We start from the raw sequence: 19162 nt of genomic DNA, 5'->3' as shown, positions 1-19162 counted from the left end.
GCAAGGAAAAAGCGAAACATGAAAGGACAGGAGAACGTGTGATGAAGATGATCAAGCCGCTGAAAATCCGGCAATAGACGCCGGTTTTTTGGCACTGAAAGTGAGGGGGAAAGAATGGGGAAAGTTGTCGAAAGAGCGGATTGGTTTGAATTAATTTTAGAAGCCATTGATGAAGCCATTCATGTTGTAGATGATCAAGGCATGACGATCTTTTACAATCATAATGCCGCTAAGTTTGACTGTTTACAAAAAGAAGAGGTGATTGGCAAGTACATCCTTGAGGTGTATCCCTCTTTAACAGAAAAAACAAGTACGCTTATGCATGTTTTGAGAACTGGGAAGCCCATTTATCATTCGCTGCAAACCTATTTGAATAAAAACGGAGAAAGAATTGAAACCGTCAACACGACATTGCCCATTATTGAAGAAAGCAAGCTAATAGGCGCGGTCGAAGTCGCAAAAGATGTATCGAAGCTGTCAGCCCTTTCAAATCGTTTAGATCAAAAAAAACGGATACACGATGTGGCTGGGGCAGAACAAATGCATGATTTTGCTTCATTTTTAACAAATGACCCGTTCTTAAAAGAAATGCTTGAAAAGGCAAAAAATGCAGCTGCTTATCCGTCATCAGTTGTTGTCTACGGGGAAACAGGGACAGGGAAAGAAGTGCTCGTTCAAGCCATTGTTCATGAATCTGACCGGAAAAACCAAGTGTTCATTCCGCAAAACTGTGCAGCACTTCCAGAATCGCTACTTGAGAGCCTATTATTCGGATCAGTCAAAGGGAGCTATACGGGCGCAATTGATCGCAAGGGGCTCTTTGAATTGGCTGATGGAGGCACGCTTTTTCTTGATGAACTGCAAGCGATGCCGCTCACGCTGCAGACGAAATTATTACGTGTGTTAGAGGATGGTGTTGTGCGCCGCATTGGGGATGCAAAAGCGATTCAAGTGGATGTAAGACTCATTACTGCACTCAATATGGACCCATTTGAAGCAGTGAAAAAGCAAATTTTAAGAGAAGACTTATTTTATAGACTGCATGTGTCATCTTTTCATATCCCGCCGCTTCGTGAGAGAAAGCAAGACATCCCGCTGCTTTCCCGCCATTTCATTCAAACCTATCATCAGCAGTTTTCAAAAAACGTCAAACGCCTTTCTGAAGAAACGGAACAATTGTTTATGGCTCACCACTGGCCGGGAAACGTCAGAGAATTAAAACATACCATTGAGCATGCCGTATTGATGATGCCAAAGGAAGCGGAAGACATCACTCCTTCATACCTTCCTGCTCATTTACGTACGCAGAAGCTCGAGGAAGAAACACCCGACGCCTCCTTAAAAAGTCAGGTTTCTTCATTTGAACAAACTTTGATTCAAGAAGCTTTAAATCAGCATCATGGCAATATTAAAAAAACCGCCGCAGCCTTAAAAATCCCTCGACAAACGCTGCAGTATAAACTGAAGAAATATGCAGATGCCGAAAAATAGGCACCACCATCCATTGAATATCACGGGTAAAGCTCCTTTTGTAAAGAATAGGGGCATTTTCCCATGTTGGCACATAACTTGCATAGTATAAGGTGAATGCTGATAGGGGGAATGGATATGAATCAGAAACTGTATGAACCGGCGCGTCATTGGAAGGACATTGAGCTTTGGAAGGATGTACCTGAGGAAAAGTGGAACGACTGGATTTGGCAGCTGACGCATACCGTGAAAACGCTTGAAGATTTAGAGAAAATCGTGAACTTAACAGAAGAGGAAAGAGAAGGGGTGAAGATTTCCACCAAAACCATTCCACTCAACATTACACCCTACTATGCCTCACTGATGAATCCAGACGATCCAAGATGCCCAGTACGTATGCAATCTGTGCCAATCGCTGAGGAGCTGCATAAAACAAAATATGACTTGGAAGACCCGCTGCATGAAGATGAGGACTCGCCTGTCCCGGGGTTAACGCATCGGTACCCAGATCGTGTGCTCTTTCTTGTAACAAATCAGTGCTCCATGTACTGCCGCTATTGTACGAGAAGACGTTTTTCCGGCCAGATCGGTATGGGCGTGCCAAAAAAGCAGTTAGATGCTGCCATTGGATATATTAGAGAAACACCTGAGGTGCGGGATGTGTTAATTTCCGGCGGAGATGGGCTCTTAATCAATGATCAAGTGCTTGAATACATTTTGAAAAACTTACGAGACATTCCGCACGTGGAGATCATTCGGATAGGAACCCGCGCGCCGGTCGTCTTTCCGCAGCGCATTACAGATGAGCTGTGCGAGATTTTGAAAAAATATCATCCAGTTTGGCTGAATACCCATTTCAATACAAGCATTGAAATTACGAAAGAAGCGAAAGAAGCGTGCGAACGTCTTGTGAATGCCGGCGTCCCTGTTGGTAATCAGGCTGTCATCCTTGCAGGTATTAACGACAGTGTGCCGATTATGAAGAAGCTGATGCACGATCTCGTGAAGATACGGGTCAGACCTTATTATATCTATCAATGTGATTTATCTGAGGGGATTGGCCACTTTAGAACACCAGTATCAAAAGGTCTTGAAATCATTGAAGGCTTAAGAGGGCATACGAGCGGGTATGCCGTGCCAAGCTTTGTTGTAGATGCACCAGGAGGCGGAGGAAAGATCGCCTTACAGCCAAATTATTTATTATCGCAAAGCCCTGACAAAGTCGTCCTTCGTAACTTTGAAGGTGTGATCACCTCTTACCCTGAACCAGAGCATTACGTCGCAGGGCAGGCAGATGCGTATTTTAATGAAATTTATGAAGAGAAACAAGAACCGGCAATTGGTGTTACCGCACTATTTCAGGATGAAGCGAAATCGTTTACGCCTGAGAATTTAAGCCGGATGAAACGAAGAGAAGCATATGAGACAAATCCTGAGCATGACACACTCAAAAACAAACGTGAAAAACGAGATGAATTAAAAGAGAAAAAATATCAAGCACAGCTCAAAAAAGATCAAACTGTAAAGGAGGAGAAATGACCTTGCTGACATGTGATTGGTGTGAGGAAAACAAAGCAAACGCAGAGCAGACAACAGTCTATTGGGAACTGATCACTGGCACACAATCAATTGAAATCATCGAAACACCGTCCATTTCCTGCACGCACTGCGGCATGTTATATCAAAAGGATGAGACGGTCAAAGAGATAGAAGATCAATTAATTTTAGTGGATCAGACAAAACTTCCAGAAAAAATTTCATACGAAGAATTAATGAGCATGGAGCGGTTATTAAAGCGAAATTACTTTGACTTTTCATCATAAGTTGTACCTCCGCCTATACAAGTCATCAAATTGCTGTATAATATAACAACAAAATAGAGTGTCGCGGAGGGAAAAACAGGTGAAGTCGTTTTACCATTATTTAATGAAGTACAGACATCCAAAACCGAAAGATGAAATCAGCCATTTTGCAAATGCTGCTTATGAGGATCACAGCTTCCCGAAAGCGTCCACTGATTATCATGAGCTGTGTGCCTATTTAGAATTAAATGGCGATTATTTGAGCTCAATGACAACATTTGACGAAGCGTTTGAGCAATATGAAGTAGAAGTCAAAAAAAAATAACAAACAACCGCTTGTTCCAGATGGGAGAAGCGGTTTTTTTATGAGAAATAAAATGGCGTTTTGCATGGTGTCGTTGCCCATGCAGAATTCCTTGCGCCGGCATACGATACGTTAAGACCAAAAGTCGGGCAAGGGGGAGACAGAATGAAGGCGAAAGCACCAAAATATCAAGTAGGGGATATTGTCGTCGTTGTCATGTACGGCACAGTCGGAACGATTACAAAAGTCCATCAAATTGACCAGCACTATTTGTATGAGGTCAATCATAATGAGGTGCTTTATTTTGAAACATCACTTCAGCTTTACGATGAGTACGACGGGGTGATTGTGGATACAGAAAAGCTGGACATTGAATATGAGTTCCTCATTGGCGATGTTGTATATGTAAAAGATTACGGAAAAGAGCTATTTAAAATTATTGGCCATCGGACTGAAATATGGCGATACCTTGATGACGGCTGGGAAGATGTCATTTACGAACTCACGAGGCTAAAGGACGGAGAGTGGCTGGAAACAGAAGAGGAAGACTTAACGCTTGTCCTGAGGAAGTATGAGATGGACCAGTTCGTTCATCAGCTTCTTTTTGTGCATTACGTCGGTGAAACCTCAAAAGAAATGGAAGAAGATATGGTTCAAACGGCTCTATTACAACTAGAAGAGAAACAAGAAAGCGAAGCATCACTAGAATTCCTCGCTGTATCTATAGTGGATGAGCTTCTTGATATATATAATGACTATAAAATTCTCTACGAATTTTTCGAAGATCCAGAATACAAGGATATGATGGATTTTATATTGGAAAGTTTACACGAACATTTTGGTTAAAGAAAGACTTGTCCTAACACGAATAAAAAATAAGGCACGCAGAAAAAAACAATCACATAAAACCATCCCCTCAAGATACGGCCCATCACCTGATCAAACGTTTCTCCATCTAATATGCTTAACCATTTCATTGCCTCAAACCCCTTTTCTTTTTGTTTACTGCATTTATATGTATGGAATGAGCCATTATGACAAACTGTAATAAAAAACAGGCGTCGTTCATACATCATAAAAAAGGAGGCGGAATGTAATGAAAGAAGCAGATTTGGTGATTGATACAGAGGAAATTGCGGAATTCTTCTACATGGAGCTGGTCAAAAGAGGGTACATACCTGCTGAGCTTGAAACGTTTGAGCTGGCTGACATTACGTTTGAATATATGCTGAAAAAAGCAATGATAGTTGAAGAAGAGGCGTGGTAGGCACTATACTTTGAAGAGATTCTGAAGAGAGAGGGAGGAGAATCTTTCGCGTGTATATCCTATTTCTTTTGATTTTATTTGGCGCCATTGCTGCGCTCATGGTATCTGGTGCGGGTCAAGAATTGGACAACCAGATCATCTTATGGTTTGAGAGCATCAGACTCCCTTTTTTAAATGATGTCATGCTGACTTTGACGGACTTTGGCATTAGTGCGCTGCTCGTCCCAATCATGCTCATTTTTAGTGTCGTACTATTCATGTATAAGCGCTATTACTCTATCATGATGCTTTTTCTATTATATCTCACAGAAAAAACCATCAATCATGAACTAAAGGGAATGTTTGCTAGAGAGCGACCGGCCTTTGATCATCTTGTCAATGAAACGTATTACAGCTTTCCGAGCGGACATTCGATGAATGCAGCCACAATCTATCCTTTTATAGCTTATCTATTAGTTGAAATGATTCCATGGCTGAAAGAAAGACAAAAAATCGTCTACTTGATCACGGGGTTCTGTGTTCTTTTGATTGGGATCAGCCGAATGTATATCGGTGTTCATTATTTGACAGATGTTGCAGGCGGTTTTGCGATAGGACTTGCTTTATTTCTCATTTGTAAAAAGATTGACGAAAAATTGTCTGTCATTCGACAAAAATAGAAGAAGGAAATTGACAGACCCCAGCCAATTTTATATAAAAGGGGAGGGATTTGAATGCAATTGACGTTGAGATTTTTTCAAAAGAAACCTTCAGCATTTCACTTAACCATTTATCAGACACCTGAATATGGCGCTGCAAGCGGGCATCAGCCTGTGTACCGGACAAAGATTGGCGGCAGAACACACCTGGATGTTCTGGAAAAAGCATTCTCGACATTTAATGTACATGATACAGTCCCTAATGATTACAATGCACGGTTTATGACAACAGGTGATATTGTTGTGATTGATGATAAGAAGAAGGGAAAGTGCTATTATCAGCTTTTTCCGGCAGGATGGAAACGCAGTGAACGACTGATGACGATGAGTTAAATAGATGATTGACGATGCCAGCTTGAGCTTCAGCTGGTATTTTCTTTTTTAGGCTCAATCGTTTATACTAAATAGGATAAATCACATAGTAAACGTAAGTGGAGGCTAAAAAATGAGTGTACATATTGGAGCAGAAAAAGGACAAATTGGAGAAACGGTATTGCTGCCAGGCGACCCGCTTCGTGCGAAATATATTGCAGATACATATTTAGAAGATGTCGAATGCTATAACGAAGTGCGCGGAATGTATGGTTATACTGGAACCTACAAAGGAAAGCGCGTTTCTGTACAAGGTACCGGAATGGGCGTACCTTCTATTTCGATTTATGTGAATGAACTCATTCAAAGCTATGATGTTCAAAACTTAATCCGCGTCGGATCTTGCGGGGCTATCAAAAGGGATGTCAACGTGCGTGATGTCATTTTAGCTCAAACATCTTCAACAGACTCACAAATGAATCGTGTGGCGTTTGGACCGATTGATTACGCACCTTGCGCTGATTTTGGACTGCTTAAGAAAACCTACGATACAGCAGAAGCAAAAAATGTCGCTGTACGTGTCGGTAATGTATTTACAGCAGACCAATTTTACAATGAAAAACCACTTGAACTCATGGCTCAATACGGTATCCTAGCGATTGAAATGGAGACAACAGCTCTTTATTCGCTTGCAGCAAAATTTGATCGAAAAGCGTTATCCATTCTGACAGTGAGTGATCATGTTCTCACAGGAGAAGAAACAACGGCTGAAGAGCGTCAAACGACATTTGACGAAATGATCTTAATTGCACTAGACTCTGTTTTATAATAGTATAAAGGGTGTGCTACGATGTAGCGCATCTTTATTTTTTTTAGAAGAGCAAAAGGAAGGTATGTCATGAAGAAAAGCTATAAAATACTCTCAATCGCATCGATTCTTGGTTTGACAGCCGCACTATCGGGCTGCCAGTTGCTGGATCAAAAAAGCGGTACATCTGAATCGAACAAAACAAACGAACAAAAGAGCGCAGCAAATTCATCTACCCAGCAAAACTCAAACAATACAGCAGATTCATCGGATCAAGAGCTGACATTAAAGAGTGAATATTTCAATGACATCAAGGTGGTAAGTGGGCTGAAAACCATTCAAAATCCTGCAAACGTGCTAGCTCTTGTCAACAAAGAATACGCATTACCAGGAACCTATAAACCTTCTGATCTCGTTGTACCAAAAGTAGAATTCTCTTTTTCAGAGGATATTGAAAAACGATATATTCGTAAAGAAGCAGCGGAAGCACTTGAGAAGTTATTCAAAGATGCGAAAAAGAAAAACTTCGAGCTGGCTGCAGTATCTGGCTATCGCTCCTATGACCGTCAAAAAGTCATTTTTGATAGTGAAGTCAAATTAAAAGGCAAAGACAAAGCGCAGGAAGCAGTAGCTTTACCAGGCGAAAGTGAACATCAAACAGGTCTTGCCATGGACATTTCCTCAAAAAGTGCCGGCTTTGACATCTCTGAAAAGTTTGGTGAAACACCTGATGGCAAATGGGTGGCTAAAAACGCCTATAAATATGGTTTTATCATTCGTTATCCAAAAGGAAAAGAAGATATTACAAAATATGAATATGAGCCGTGGCATCTGCGCTATGTTGGAAAAGAAGCAGCAAAAGCGATGCATGATCACGATTTAACATTTGAAGAGTACATGAACAAAGTGAAGAAAATCTAATCAAATAAAAAGGCCTCCCAGCTATTCGGGGGGCCTTCTTTATTCTTCTTTTAAAAAAAGAACAATCCTGCTAATGCGAAACCTGTAATGAAACCAAGCCCGATGCCATAAGCGGCACCCCAGCCGTAATACCCTCCGTAATAACCAAAGCCAAAGCCGCCGCGAGAACCGCCGACTGGACGAATATACACTTTACGGTTTGTCACCCGCTCAATGCGTCCGACATGTACTCTGCCATTACGATCTGTGATTCTAGCGACTTTTCCCATGTGCTGCTGACAAAGCTTTTGATAGCGCTCCATATTTTTCCTCCTTATGACAAACTCTGTTCACTCTTATCCTATGCGAGAGACCTCATAGAGTTTGGACAAAACATATAGGAGATTCGCTCATTTTATACGGTACATTCAAATAGAATGTGGCTTAGCTGCTTCCGGTGCGCTTGAATCAGATCGTAGTGTGTTTGCAGCGTTTCGTAAAGAGAAGGCGGGATGTGTTCAGATAATTCCATTTCTGTCGGCTCCTCCTGTACCATGTGTTCATCAAATGAGAGAATGCGAAAGTCATGGAATCCTGCTGCTTTTAGCTGCTCCTTCCATTCTTCAAGTGAAAAGAGTGAGTGGAACCCGTAAAAATCTCGTACGGTGGCGAGCTCCTCTGGTGTAAGGGGTGCTTTTAACACAGCTTCATTTGCGATCATTTGACTTCCAGGGGCAAGCACTCGTTTGATCTCAGCAAGTGCAGCAGGAAGGTTTGTGAAGCTTAAAACAGATTCACTGATGAGAAGAGTGAACGCTTCATCTGGAAATGGCAGCTGTTCAATCGATGCTTGCAATGCGCGGATCGGCAGTTCTTCTCGCTCAAATCGCAGGTTGGCCTTTTCAATCATCAAAGGGTGTGTATCAATCGCCTCTACCTGATAACCGATATTTCCTAAATATGCCGCCGTTTGTCCTGTCCCGCATCCCGCATCCAGTATACGTGCATCCGGCGTCAATTTTATATGCTCAAGCATCGTTTTTGTTAACTCAATTCCGCCAGGATGGGCACTGGATACGCCAAAATAGGCAAGCATTTCTACATAATCACTCATAAAATCCCTTCTTTCCTTATCAAGTTCCTCTTTAAAGATTATGCAATGCAAGGTCAAATGGCTTATCTTTTCAAAGAGAACTTCGATCCTTTGGTTGACGGATGAAGCATCGTCCTTGATAATAATGAAAGGAGATAAAGGTGGTGTTTTTTTGAAAAAACAATTTAAGTTCGTGATCGCCATTCTGGTGACAGCGGCCCTGTCCTCTGCGATTACATTTGTGATCACAAAACAAGGGGCTGTCAGTGTCTCAGGAGACGAGAAGTTTAGTAAACTCATGGCGGCGTATACGAAGGTAAAAGATGAGTATTACGAAAAAACGGATGATCAAAAACTAGTAGATGGTGCGATTCAAGGAATGATTGCATCACTTGATGATCCATACTCTACATATATGGATCAGGAGGAAGCCGAAGGATTTAACAACACCATTTCATCATCATTTGAAGGAATTGGTGCACAAGTAGAAGAGAAGGATGGGCAAATTTTAATTGTCGCACCGATTAAAGGCTCTCCTGCTGAAAAAGCCGGGTTGAAACCTCATGATCGTATTTTAAAGGTGGATGGGAAAAGCACAAAAGGCATGTCGGTCAATAAAGCAGTTTCTCTTATTAGAGGGAAAAAAGGAACGGATGTCAAGCTGCACCTTAACCGCCAAGGAGTGGGCAATGTTGATGTGACGATCACAAGAGACACCATTCCGCTTGAAACGGTGTATGCAAAACTCACAAAAGACAAAATAGGAGAAATCCAAATTACGTCCTTTGCTGAAACAACATCGAAAGAGCTAGATAAAGCCATTGATGACCTCGAGAAAAAAGGGGCAAAAGGCTTTGTCATCGACCTGAGAGATAATCCAGGCGGCATTATGACAGAAGCGATTGAAATGAGTAATGACTTTATCGATAAAGGGAAAGTCATCATGCAAGTTGAAGAAAAAGGGAAGAAAGAAGAGTACAAGGCTGAAAAAGAACGTAAAGTTCATCAGCCGGCAGTTGTTCTTGTAAATGGCGGCTCAGCCAGCGCTGCTGAAATCATGGCGGCGGCTCTGCACCAATCTTCAGGTATCAAAATTATTGGTGAAAAGACATTTGGTAAAGGAACTGTTCAAAATGCACAAAGCTATAATGATGGTTCTAGCGTCAAGTTAACCATTGCCAAGTGGCTGACGCCGGATGGTTCTTGGATTCACAAAAAAGGAATTGAACCACAGGTCAAAGCATCGCTCCCAAGTTATGCAAAGCTGCCATACTTAAGTCCGAAAAAATCGTATCAGCTGAATGACAATGGAGATGAAGTCAAAGCGGCTCAAAAAATGTTCCAAGCGCTTGGCTACAAAGCAAAAGCAAATGGTGAGTACGATCAAGCTTTCCAGTCTATCGTCAAACGCTTCCAAACAGACAACGATCTGAAAACAGACGGTATTCTGACAGGAGATACAACGACAGTACTGATGACAAAGATCCAAGATAAGTTAAAGAACAATGATACACAAATGAAAAAAGCCATTGAAGTTTTGAAAAAAGAAATGAAATAAAGAAAGAGCAGTCCTCATAAGGGGGACTGCTCTTTTTATGTTTACGCGTTGTTTACAGTCGCTTCTGTTTTTTCGTTATCTTTTTCAAAAAGATCATTTATGACAGAATTGTCTGTGACATGCTTTTGGAAGAATGGATTCAAGATCAAGATGACCACAACGTTTGCTAGTAAACCGAGAAAACCTTCATAAAGACCGAACGTGACTTGTGAGATATTGGCTGTAAAGGTGACGATGATGCCAACAACTAACCCCGCAATCGTTGCTTCTCTCGATTGTTTTTTCCAGAACAAGCTGATCGCAATGGCTGGGAAAATTTGAACCATTCCTGAAACGCCAATGAGCTGAAGCGTTACAAGTGCTGTTGGGAAGAGCATCCCGAATAAAAGGGCCAGTCCGATGACGATAAACACCATTGAACGTGTAATGATGGTCAATCTTTTTGGTGATACATTCGGATGAATTAAGTCACGGTATAAATTATTGGCAAATAAATTCGATGCGCCAATGGCCATGATCGAGCATGGAATGAGGGAAGCCAGTGCAATTGTTGAATAAGCGAGGCCCTGCATCACACCACCATATGACGTTTGAATTAAATGAAGAAGAGCAAATCTTGGATTTGTATCTTCAGGTAAGACTAAAAAGGCAATAAATCCAAGGAAGATGACCAAAATCAATACGATGTTATAAAGAGGCAAAAACATACTGTTTTTACGGATGGCATCTGCACTTTTGGCTGTAAAAACCCCAGTTGCCGCATGTGCCCACATAAACAAAGCAAGGGCAGAAACGCCTGAAGCGGTAATGAACCATAAAATGCCTTTAGGACCGCCGTCAGGAATTGTCAGAAGCTGTGGCGCTTCCTTAGCTAACGTATTCATCATCGGGGTCCAGCCGTTAAAATGAATGATTGGCAGTGAAACCACCATAAACAGCATGATGACCCAAACGAGAATATCCTTAATAATGGCTGTATATGTAGGACCTTTAATACCACTGAAAAATGTATAAAGTGCGACTAAAATAAATGAAATAATAACAACTGCATTCACATTAATATAACTAGTACCAGCGACAGTTAACGTATCTTGAATCCCGCTTAGCTGAAGACAAATATAAGGAATCAGCATAAGTACTCCAATAATCGCAATCAAACTGGATAACAGCTTGCTGTCAAACCGCTCACGTGCATAATCAGCGAGCGTTGTGAGGTTGTGATTTTTCGCAACCGTCCATAGCTTTGGTAAGAAGAAATAAGCAATAAAATACGCTAGAACTGAATAGGGGATAGCGAAAAAAGCGACACTTCCAGCTGTATAGGCTGTACTAGTGAGCCCTAAAAAGGTATAAGCGGTATATAAATCTGCGCCTACGAGGAACCAGACGAGCAGACCGCCAAATTTTCTCCCGCCGACAGACCATTCCTCTACTGACTGTCTCGATGATTTATCCCGGCCAGCGGCAAATCCGATGACCACGACGATGAAAATAATACTTGCAGTAATCAATAAAGCTGTTAAATTTCCTTGCATTAGTCAGTTCCTCCATTTGAATGTTGCATCCGGTAAATGATGAATGTGCAGATTGGTGTGAGAACAATCCATAGTATGAGCCAGAAGTGGAAAAAAGGAAGCCCTATCACAAATGGATGAATACGATTTGCAAAGGGCAGCAGTGCAAGCTGTCCGATGAATGGAATCGCTATAAGTAGTGCCAGTATCAATTTTTTATTCATGATTCCCTCCTGAATTTTTTGTAATTTCATAATAATAGCAGTTGTCAGATTAGATCACAAGACCATTTTCAGAAAAAACAATCATTTTGGCGAATATCATACTAATATAACGCTTTCATTCTTAAAAAGGAGAAAGGGTGAAGGTGAAAAGGGGTAAAGTGAAAAGAAAGTATGTAGGAATAATATTTAAACCAAATAAAAAAAGCCTCAGCATGAAAGCTGAGGCCTTGCCAATTTTAAAGGAAATCAGATACTTGTTCGATGTCGAAACGATTGCTTTTATGAGCTTCTTTCGCTGCTTTACCAACTGAAATCAACATGACTGGCTCATAACGGCCGCTTACATTGAATTCTTTGATGAAGGCGTCTTTACTGAAACCACCCATTGCGCATGTATCATAGCCCATTGCTTTTGCAGCAATCATTAATTGCATAGCAGCTAATGAAGCATTTGAATACGCAGCTTCACGTGCATACTGCTCGCTTTGGTATGCGCCATTGATTTGAGTCATCAATGTTTCTTTGATGTCTTCAGTAATGAAGCCTTGTTCTGCCAGCTCACTGTAGATTTTTTCACCATTTTGATTGGCTTCAAGATCACCTAGTACAGCAATAACAGCTGATGCTTGTGAGATTTGCTTTTGGTTGTAAGCGATTGGAAGTAACTTCGCTTTAGATTCAGCACTATGGAAAACAGTGAAATGCCAATGCTGAAGGTTCCACGCAGATGGTGCTTTAGTTGTGATATCAAGCAGCTCTGTTAACTCTTCTTTTGTCATTTCATGAGTTGTATCATACTCTTTTACTGAAGCTCTTTGTTTTAAAATGTCAATTGTTTTTTGATCAGTCGCCATATGGATATTTCCTCCCGTTTTTGCAAATAGTATGGTACAATAACTAAAAAAGTGAGAAACTTACTTATTGTAACTAGAGCTATTTTAAATTGTATACCGTTAGTTTGTCAAACAATCATGAAAAGAAAGGCTGAAATTTATGGAATTTCAATTATGTCCACACATTCAGCAAGCTTTTTTACTGCTAGGCAAAAGGTGGAATGGTCTCATTATTCATGTATTGCTTGATGGTCCAAAGCGCTTTAAAGACATGACGGACATTATCCCATCTATCAGTCAAAAAATGCTCGCAGAGCGTTTAAAAGAACTTGAGCAAGAAAGGATTATAGAGCGAACTGTTCTGCCTGAGACGCCTGTTAAAGTCATTTATTGTTTAACTGAAAAAGGAAATGCGCTAAATAATGTGTTTCATGAGGTATCTAGGTGGGCAGGGGAGTATACAGAATCTCATGAAAAAAAGGAGCAAGCCTAGTTTCAGGTTTGCCCAAACGTTTTGACTCCTGATGAATATGCTGATGTTAGGCACATGACAAAGGAGGAGAAATGCATGTACCCTCATACTCCGTATTTCCGAGGCGGCGCCCCTGGCATTCCGCCATATGAATCCAGAGTCCCTTTGTTTTTTGGTTTTGGCGCTCCTTTAGTCGGCGGACTGCTTGGCGGATTTTTAGGAAGTGCGATTTTTAATTATCCCCGTCCATATTACCCGCCACCACCACCGCCTGCTCCACCACCTTATGGCGGCGGATATCCACCATACTATTAAGAAAAAAGAGTAAGCCTGCTTCTATATGAAAGCAGGCTTTTTATAATGGAATATCGATTTCAGAGATCCCCGGATCATCATGCTTTAAAAACATAATCTCCAAAATACCGTCCTGATACGAAGCCTTCGTTCCTTTTCTTTTTACAGCAGCAGGAAGGACAACTTTCTTCTGCGTGCCTTCCTCAGGAAAATGATCAATAAACAGCAGGTTGGCTGTATGTTTGATTTTTACTTTTTCTGTGTTCGGCCGAGCAAGCTCAATTTTAACGAACACGTGATCAGTGGTTTCGAACACTTCCACTTCGGGTTCTTTTTCTCCTTTGACGTCTGTTTCTCTCGTTTTTTGATGTTGAGAGAGTGGATCCTGAAAAGGGAACTGAGCAGGATAATTGGAGCCGAATACACTTTCCATCACTTGATTGACATACTGCTCAACGTCTTTAGGGTCTGAATTCTTTAAGGCTTCTTTTGAAAATTGCTTTTGAAAAGGGAATAATCGGTTCCAGTCAAACATGCAAATCATCCTTTCTAAATGCCCTGAATTAGTATATGCCCATTCACCTGAGTGCGTGCTATAATATACGATAGGTTTAGAAAGGAATGGTTAGATTGAACGATCAGCAACAATCAAAAGGTGTTCTCTATACGGCAGCATCTTTTACATTATGGGGACTATTCCCTTTATATTGGAAACTGATGGAGCATATTTCGTCAGGCGAAATTTTAGCGCACAGAATTTTATGGTCATTTGTTTTTATGTGCGGTATTCTACTGTATTTAAAACAAGTCCGGCCGGCGATGCAGACAGTGAAGGGTCTCATGCTGGATGGTAAAGCACTTTTTTCACTACTTTTATCTGCTATTTTAATTTCGGTTAACTGGTATGTGTACATTTGGGCAGTCAATCACCATCTCATGCTAGAAGCTAGTTTAGGGTATTATATTAATCCGCTTGTCTCTGTTTTACTAGGCATCATTTTCTTGAAAGAGCGGCTCAATAAATTACAAACCATTGCGATACTAATTGCCGCCACTGGGGTGATTCTTTCCACGATACAGTACGGTTCATTTCCTGTCGTTGCGATATTACTTGCCTTTAGCTTCGGTTTTTATGGATTGATTAAAAAAAGAATGAGCTTCACGAGTGCAATTGGATTGACAATTGAAACGCTGCTTTTAGCCCCGGCGGCCCTTGTGTACTTATTGTTCTTCTTAAAAGAACCTGTGGTGACAATGAATCCTAACAGCTTCGGATCGCTTGGTCTCTTATTCTTTGCAGGGGTTTTTACAGCGGTGCCACTTCTTTTATTCTCTGAAGGCGCAAAAAGAATTCCTCTTTATCAAGTGGGCATTTTACAATACATTGCACCGACGATTACGCTGTTTTTGGGGTTATTTGTGTATCATGAGCATTTATCTTCAGCTAAAATCGTGACGTTTCTTTGTATCTGGGTGGCGATTTTATTATTTACTACCTCTCAATTACGCATGAAAAAAACAGCGAATTCTCATTAAGTGGAACAAGCAGTTTGCTTTTTTTTGAATGCGGATCATGTCATAATAAGTTGTTACCAAAACTGTAGAGGTGATTACATGTCATCTGCCAATGAGCTTGCAGCCGCTTATCAATCTTTATGGAAAAATCGTCAGCTTGATGTCGATGATATGTCTTCTTTACTCGAGGCGATATGTGATGATTTAAGCGATGCGCGCACTCATCCGCGGGCGAGAAAATCATTCCATCAAAAATATGTGCTCGCTGTAGAGAGAATATTAGAAAGTGAGCTTGAGCATGATCATCAGCTGCAGCTGATCAGCTTACATACAAAAAAGCTGCGAGAATTAATTCAAAATGAAGGAAGGAACCACTCATGAAACCAATTCAAACGGAAGATGTCACAACACATCTTGAATCGTTTTTAAATCGTCCAGTTTTCGTTCATCTTGAAACGACAACTGGTTCTTATTCAGCTCATGTAAATGAACAAAATATGACGGTCGTGGCTTATATCCGAAATGCGAAAGTCGTCTATTCACAGGCGAAAATAAAAGGACAAGGTCCGTACCGTGTTGGAATGAAAACAGAAGATGGCTGGATTTACGCAGAAGGATTAACGGATTATGTGTTTGATGACCATGGCCGCCTGCTGTTAGCAGGGCACTTGCCAGACGGAAAACTAGCGATCTCATTACAAATTAGTGAAACACCATTTCAGGTGTAGAAGAAAGGGTGACGAGTCATGAACGAACATGTACTAGTGATGCTGCCTCACCCAGATGATGAATCCTTTGGGGTTGCAGGTCTCATTGCACAAAGCAGAAAACGCGGAATCCCAGTCACGTATGCATGCGGGACACTTGGGGAAATGGGCAGAAATATGGGCAGCCCAACATATGCCAATCGCGAAACACTTCCTGAATTAAGAAAACAGGAATTAATCAATGCCTGCAAAGAAATGGATATCACAGACTTACGTATGCTTGGACTTCGTGATAAAACATTGGAATTTGAAGACGACGAGTATTTAGCTGATGTGATGGAAAACATCATTGATGAAGTCAAACCTACACTGATTGTCACGTTTTATCCAGGACACGGTGTACACCCTGATCATGATGCGACAGGAGAAGCGGTTATTCGCGCTCTTTACCGTAAGAAAAAAGAAGACCGTCCTGTCACATACTGCATGGCCATTACGAGAAATAGAGAAGAAGTGCTGGGAAATGCAGATATTATGATCGACATTACAGATGTAGCAGATATCAAATTAAATGCACTGAGAGCGCATAGAACGCAAACAGAAGGCATGCTGAGAGAGCTTGAACAGAAGCTGAAAAACAAAGAACCTGTCGTCCAAAAATGGTTCGATGAAGAGATTTTCTGGACGTACCAATGGAATGACTAAATAAAAAAGCAGCTGACATCGATCAGCTGCTTTTTTTGTGTCGTCTTTAGTGATTGGGCGCTTGCTGAAGCAAGCGTTTTTCAATCAATCTGAGGCGGATAAAGAGGACGACGGCACCAGCGGCAAGTCCTGCAATGAGACCAACCCAATAGCCAAATGCCCCAAATGAGGTATAGGTGCCAATCAAATAGCCGGAAGGAAGACCGATCACCCAGTAAGAAACAAATGCGGCAATGAGCGTATAGTTTACATCTTTATAGCCGCGCAGAGCCCCTTGAATGGGTGCAGCAATTGCATCTGACAGCTGGAAAAAGATCGCATAAATCAAAAAGTGCTGTGTCAACTGTAAAACAGCCGATTCAGCTGTGTATAAACCAGCAATCTCTGGTCTAAATAACAAAATGAGTGCCGCCGTACACAATGAGAATAATACCGCCGTTCCAATTCCGATATAGCTGTAGTTTTGCGCGTCTTTATACCGCTTGGCACCGGCTTCAAACCCAACGACAATTGTTAAAGCCATTGAGATACTGAGCGGTAAAATATATAAGATAGAAGCAAAGTTCATCGCAGCCTGGTGACTTGCAATCGTCACAGTATCAAAGTGACCCATTAACAGCGTGACAGCTGCAAAGATACTCGTTTCAAAAAAGATCGCAAACCCAATAGGAAGACCGATTTTCAGTATTTGCCCCATACGGGAGATATTGATTCGAGGCAGTTTTTGAAACAAACGAAATGAGGCAAATGGTTCTGCTTTCATGACAATACAAATACTCATGATGAAAATGGCCCAATACGTCATCGCAGATGCAAGGCCAGCTCCCGCACCGCCAAGCTTTGGAAAGCCAAAATTCCCAAAAATAAATACATAGTTTAAAGAAAAGTTAATAGGAAGTGCTGTTAACGTGATGAACATCGTCACACGTGTTTTCCCTAATGCATCAATAAATGACCTGAGTACCGAATAACCAAACAGCGGGATGATACCAAAAGCAAGAAAACTGAGAAAATGCCGCGCAATATCCTCTACGGATTGCTCAAGTCCAAGTCCACCTAATACGTAAGGGATGCTGATTGTACCAATCGCAATCACACCGATACTTAAAAGAAAGGATAAATAAATCGCCTGAAAGACAGCCTTGGGAACATCTTTTTTATGCCCAGCGCCCATCAGCTGAGCGACAATCGGCGTAACGGCCATTAATATACCAGCAAGTCCTGTATAAACGGGTGTCCAAATACTAGAACCGATCGCAACACCCGCAAGGTCTTCTGCACTCACTTTTCCAGACATTACGGTGTCTAAAAACGTAATAAGCGAAAGACCCGCTTGAGTGATTAAAATCGGAATCAAAATGGTTAAAAATAGTGTCACCTTAGCTCGAATGCTATTTGTTTCTCTCATCATAAGTTCCTCTCTGAACAGAAATAACGAGAGGATTATATCATGCTATGTAAAAAAATCAATTCTCCGTCGGATTATTTTTCTTAGATGGCTTCGTTTTTTTAAACATTTGGGCATAAATAAAGGAAAGACTGACAACACCTAAAATGCTGCAAGCATATTGAATCACTTTCTGAATGGTCATATTAAGTCACCTCCATATCAATAGAATGCGCATAATTTGTTATTTTATGACAACAAAAGGAGGAGGGAAAAGGTCAAATGATCAATCGTACGAATGAAGAAGCGCTATTTAAAGTGGACATGAGAACACACTTGATGAAAATCATGAAGGATGCAAGTGACATTATCGATTCTCTTGATGAGATCGAGCAATGTCTACTTTGTGATCTCGAGTCATTACATGATGAGTTTAATGAAATGCACGCAGAGGCTTCCTCGTTTTATTTGCAATCGTATATGGAAGAATTCACACCTGGATTTGCTCAATTTTCGTTAGCCATTGAGAACTTATCAAAACAAAAACACGGGGCACTTATTGTGATTCAAAGGCGTGATGAGGTTGAGGATTTTATTCAAAAAGGGACAAATCTTCATGCGAAAATTAGTGCTTCATTAATAGAAAGCATTTTCTACCCAGGAAATCCACTTCATGATGGTGCTCTTTTAGTCAAAGAGAATACACTCGTATCTGCTGCAAATGTGCTCCCGCTTACTTCAAAAAAAGTTAGTCCTTCTCTCGGGACAAGACACAGGGCTGCGATCGGACTCTCCGGTATGACCGATGCACTTGTTCTCGTCGTATCAGAAGAAACGGGGAAAATGTCGTTTGCGAAAGAAGGAGTCCTTTATCCGCTCACTGTAAAAGAACCTGAAATAAGGAAATAAAAATGAATCGCTGCATTCTTCATTCGGAAGGATGCTTTTTTTCATTTGAGGAGAAAAAACAGCCAATTGAGTAAAAAGTCATTTGATACAGAAAAATTTGTCATGTAGAATAGAACTATGAAACTAGCACCGTGCTTGTTTTGACAAATTTCTAAACGTCAACTTAAAAATTCCTTAAAAAATGTTTATAAATACAGCAAACTGCCGATAGAAACGATATGGCTTTGTTTTAGCATTTTGAGTTGGCTGCTTTAGCCTATTTGTTATTGCCCAACGTCTACATGTCGAGTAATATAATAGAAATAAAGATAAAATAGTGCAAGAGAAGCAGAACCATTAAATGCTAAACTCAAAACTAGTACATAAGTCTTATTGAATGAAATATGAAAG

General features: G+C 41.0%; 27 protein-coding genes. 18 read left to right on the top strand and 9 right to left on the bottom strand.

Translation table 11 applies throughout. The features are described from left to right. Positions 1-114 precede the first annotated feature (114 nt). The 5 genes from C6348_RS05295 (at position 115) to C6348_RS05275 (ending at position 4422) form a co-directional block, all read left to right on the top strand. A complete protein-coding gene (locus tag C6348_RS05295; RefSeq protein WP_106042197.1) occupies positions 115-1491 on the top strand; it encodes a sigma-54 interaction domain-containing protein in 1377 nt (458 codons plus the stop codon). 117 nt (positions 1492-1608) lie between these two features. Continuing rightward, positions 1609-3009 carry a lysine 2,3-aminomutase gene (gene kamA, locus C6348_RS05290; RefSeq protein ID WP_034660953.1) on the top strand — a complete coding sequence of 467 codons (1401 nt, stop codon included), beginning with the start codon at positions 1609-1611 and terminating at the stop codon, positions 3007-3009. 2 nt (positions 3010-3011) lie between these two features. Further along, positions 3012-3293, top strand: a complete 282-nt coding sequence (locus tag C6348_RS05285; protein WP_080869528.1) for a YokU family protein — start codon at positions 3012-3014, stop codon at positions 3291-3293. 79 nt (positions 3294-3372) lie between these two features. Then, positions 3373-3597 carry a YozE family protein gene (locus C6348_RS05280; protein ID WP_003215834.1) on the top strand — a complete coding sequence of 75 codons (225 nt, stop codon included), beginning with the start codon at positions 3373-3375 and terminating at the stop codon, positions 3595-3597. A 144-nt stretch (positions 3598-3741) separates the two neighbouring features. Next, on the top strand, positions 3742-4422 hold the full coding sequence (locus C6348_RS05275) for a hypothetical protein (protein ID WP_012010279.1): 681 nt from the start codon (positions 3742-3744) through the stop codon (positions 4420-4422). On the opposite strand, the gene C6348_RS19160 is transcribed toward C6348_RS05275, so the two are convergent. Further along, positions 4419-4553, bottom strand: a complete 135-nt coding sequence (locus C6348_RS19160) for a hypothetical protein (protein ID WP_258182067.1) — start codon at positions 4551-4553, stop codon at positions 4419-4421. The genes C6348_RS05275 and C6348_RS19160 overlap by 4 nt on opposite strands. 119 nt (positions 4554-4672) lie before the next feature. On the opposite strand from C6348_RS19160, the gene C6348_RS05270 reads away from it, so the two are divergent. The 5 genes from C6348_RS05270 (at position 4673) to C6348_RS05250 (ending at position 7582) form a co-directional block, all read left to right on the top strand. Further along, a complete protein-coding gene (locus C6348_RS05270; RefSeq protein ID WP_066030762.1) occupies positions 4673-4843 on the top strand; it encodes a YozD family protein in 171 nt (56 codons plus the stop codon). 50 nt (positions 4844-4893) lie between these two features. After that, a complete protein-coding gene (locus tag C6348_RS05265; RefSeq protein ID WP_106039181.1) occupies positions 4894-5502 on the top strand; it encodes a phosphatase PAP2 family protein in 609 nt (202 codons plus the stop codon). A 54-nt stretch (positions 5503-5556) separates the two neighbouring features. Next, positions 5557-5874, top strand: a complete 318-nt coding sequence (locus tag C6348_RS05260) for a YodL domain-containing protein (RefSeq protein ID WP_095285295.1) — start codon at positions 5557-5559, stop codon at positions 5872-5874. 112 nt (positions 5875-5986) lie between these two features. Then, positions 5987-6682: a purine-nucleoside phosphorylase gene (gene deoD / locus C6348_RS05255; protein ID WP_106042195.1), complete on the top strand. Its 696-nt coding sequence runs from the start codon at positions 5987-5989 to the stop codon at positions 6680-6682. A 69-nt stretch (positions 6683-6751) separates the two neighbouring features. Continuing rightward, positions 6752-7582, top strand: a complete 831-nt coding sequence (locus tag C6348_RS05250; protein WP_060596558.1) for a M15 family metallopeptidase — start codon at positions 6752-6754, stop codon at positions 7580-7582. A gap of 50 nt (positions 7583-7632) precedes the next feature. Here the strand turns inward: C6348_RS05250 and C6348_RS05245 are convergent, their stop codons facing one another. Both C6348_RS05245 and C6348_RS05240 read right to left on the bottom strand, forming a co-directional pair. Continuing rightward, positions 7633-7884 (bottom strand): hypothetical protein, encoded by a 252-nt coding sequence (locus tag C6348_RS05245; RefSeq protein WP_003216113.1) that lies wholly within the window; start codon positions 7882-7884, stop codon positions 7633-7635. 92 nt (positions 7885-7976) lie between these two features. Further along, entirely contained in the window at positions 7977-8675 is a 699-nt protein-coding gene (locus tag C6348_RS05240; RefSeq protein WP_060596696.1) for a class I SAM-dependent methyltransferase, read from the bottom strand. Between the two features lie 151 nt (positions 8676-8826). Here C6348_RS05240 and C6348_RS05235 point away from each other — a divergent pair, with 151 nt between their 5' ends. Next, a complete protein-coding gene (locus C6348_RS05235) occupies positions 8827-10212 on the top strand; it encodes a S41 family peptidase (protein ID WP_034660946.1) in 1386 nt (461 codons plus the stop codon). 41 nt (positions 10213-10253) lie between these two features. Here the strand turns inward: C6348_RS05235 and C6348_RS05230 are convergent, their stop codons facing one another. The 3 genes from C6348_RS05230 to C6348_RS05220 form a co-directional block, all read right to left on the bottom strand. Beyond that, on the bottom strand, positions 10254-11747 hold the full coding sequence (locus C6348_RS05230) for a sodium:solute symporter family protein (RefSeq protein ID WP_034660944.1): 1494 nt from the start codon (positions 11745-11747) through the stop codon (positions 10254-10256). Further along, on the bottom strand, positions 11747-11950 hold the full coding sequence (locus C6348_RS05225; RefSeq protein WP_106042193.1) for a DUF3311 domain-containing protein: 204 nt from the start codon (positions 11948-11950) through the stop codon (positions 11747-11749). Before C6348_RS05225 ends, C6348_RS05230 begins: the two co-directional genes overlap by 1 nt. 236 nt (positions 11951-12186) lie before the next feature. Further along, a complete protein-coding gene (locus C6348_RS05220) occupies positions 12187-12804 on the bottom strand; it encodes a nitroreductase family protein (RefSeq protein WP_034660941.1) in 618 nt (205 codons plus the stop codon). A gap of 139 nt (positions 12805-12943) precedes the next feature. Here C6348_RS05220 and C6348_RS05215 point away from each other — a divergent pair, with 139 nt between their 5' ends. Together C6348_RS05215 and C6348_RS05210 are read left to right on the top strand one after the other, a co-directional pair. Continuing rightward, positions 12944-13276: a winged helix-turn-helix transcriptional regulator gene (locus C6348_RS05215; protein ID WP_034660940.1), complete on the top strand. Its 333-nt coding sequence runs from the start codon at positions 12944-12946 to the stop codon at positions 13274-13276. Between the two features lie 75 nt (positions 13277-13351). Then, positions 13352-13570: a hypothetical protein gene (locus tag C6348_RS05210; RefSeq protein ID WP_024422697.1), complete on the top strand. Its 219-nt coding sequence runs from the start codon at positions 13352-13354 to the stop codon at positions 13568-13570. Positions 13571-13610: 40 nt separating this feature from the next. On the opposite strand, the gene C6348_RS05205 is transcribed toward C6348_RS05210, so the two are convergent. After that, positions 13611-14084, bottom strand: a complete 474-nt coding sequence (locus C6348_RS05205) for an Hsp20/alpha crystallin family protein (RefSeq protein WP_106039180.1) — start codon at positions 14082-14084, stop codon at positions 13611-13613. A gap of 95 nt (positions 14085-14179) precedes the next feature. Here C6348_RS05205 and rarD point away from each other — a divergent pair, with 95 nt between their 5' ends. The 4 genes from rarD (at position 14180) to bshB2 (ending at position 16476) form a co-directional block, all read left to right on the top strand. Next, the gene (rarD, locus tag C6348_RS05200; RefSeq protein ID WP_095285293.1) at positions 14180-15085 is read left to right on the top strand and encodes an EamA family transporter RarD; all 906 of its coding nucleotides are present in this window, start codon (positions 14180-14182) and stop codon (positions 15083-15085) included. 78 nt (positions 15086-15163) lie between these two features. Then, on the top strand, positions 15164-15445 hold the full coding sequence (locus tag C6348_RS05195) for a hypothetical protein (protein WP_034660935.1): 282 nt from the start codon (positions 15164-15166) through the stop codon (positions 15443-15445). Next, positions 15442-15792, top strand: coding sequence for a YojF family protein (locus tag C6348_RS05190; protein ID WP_034660934.1), 351 nt, complete (start codon positions 15442-15444; stop codon positions 15790-15792). The genes C6348_RS05195 and C6348_RS05190 overlap by 4 nt, the downstream gene beginning before the upstream one ends. Before the next feature lie 18 nt (positions 15793-15810). Then, the gene (gene bshB2, locus C6348_RS05185) at positions 15811-16476 is read left to right on the top strand and encodes a bacillithiol biosynthesis deacetylase BshB2 (protein ID WP_034660932.1); all 666 of its coding nucleotides are present in this window, start codon (positions 15811-15813) and stop codon (positions 16474-16476) included. A 46-nt stretch (positions 16477-16522) separates the two neighbouring features. Here bshB2 and C6348_RS05180 read toward each other — a convergent pair whose 3' ends face one another. Continuing rightward, positions 16523-17884: an MATE family efflux transporter gene (locus C6348_RS05180; protein ID WP_106042191.1), complete on the bottom strand. Its 1362-nt coding sequence runs from the start codon at positions 17882-17884 to the stop codon at positions 16523-16525. Between the two features lie 58 nt (positions 17885-17942). Beyond that, a complete protein-coding gene (locus tag C6348_RS19155) occupies positions 17943-18068 on the bottom strand; it encodes a hypothetical protein (RefSeq protein WP_003215647.1) in 126 nt (41 codons plus the stop codon). A gap of 77 nt (positions 18069-18145) precedes the next feature. On the opposite strand from C6348_RS19155, the gene cdaS reads away from it, so the two are divergent. Then, positions 18146-18772 carry a sporulation-specific diadenylate cyclase CdaS gene (cdaS, locus tag C6348_RS05175; RefSeq protein WP_034660930.1) on the top strand — a complete coding sequence of 209 codons (627 nt, stop codon included), beginning with the start codon at positions 18146-18148 and terminating at the stop codon, positions 18770-18772. The last annotated feature ends 390 nt before the right edge of the window (positions 18773-19162 follow it).

The organism is Bacillus sp. YBWC18 (assembly GCF_002998775.1).
Taxonomy (GTDB): Bacteria; Bacillota; Bacilli; order Bacillales; family Bacillaceae; genus Bacillus.
Note: the sequence above shows the minus strand (reverse complement) of the source record. Positions and strands in the feature narration are given on the sequence as shown.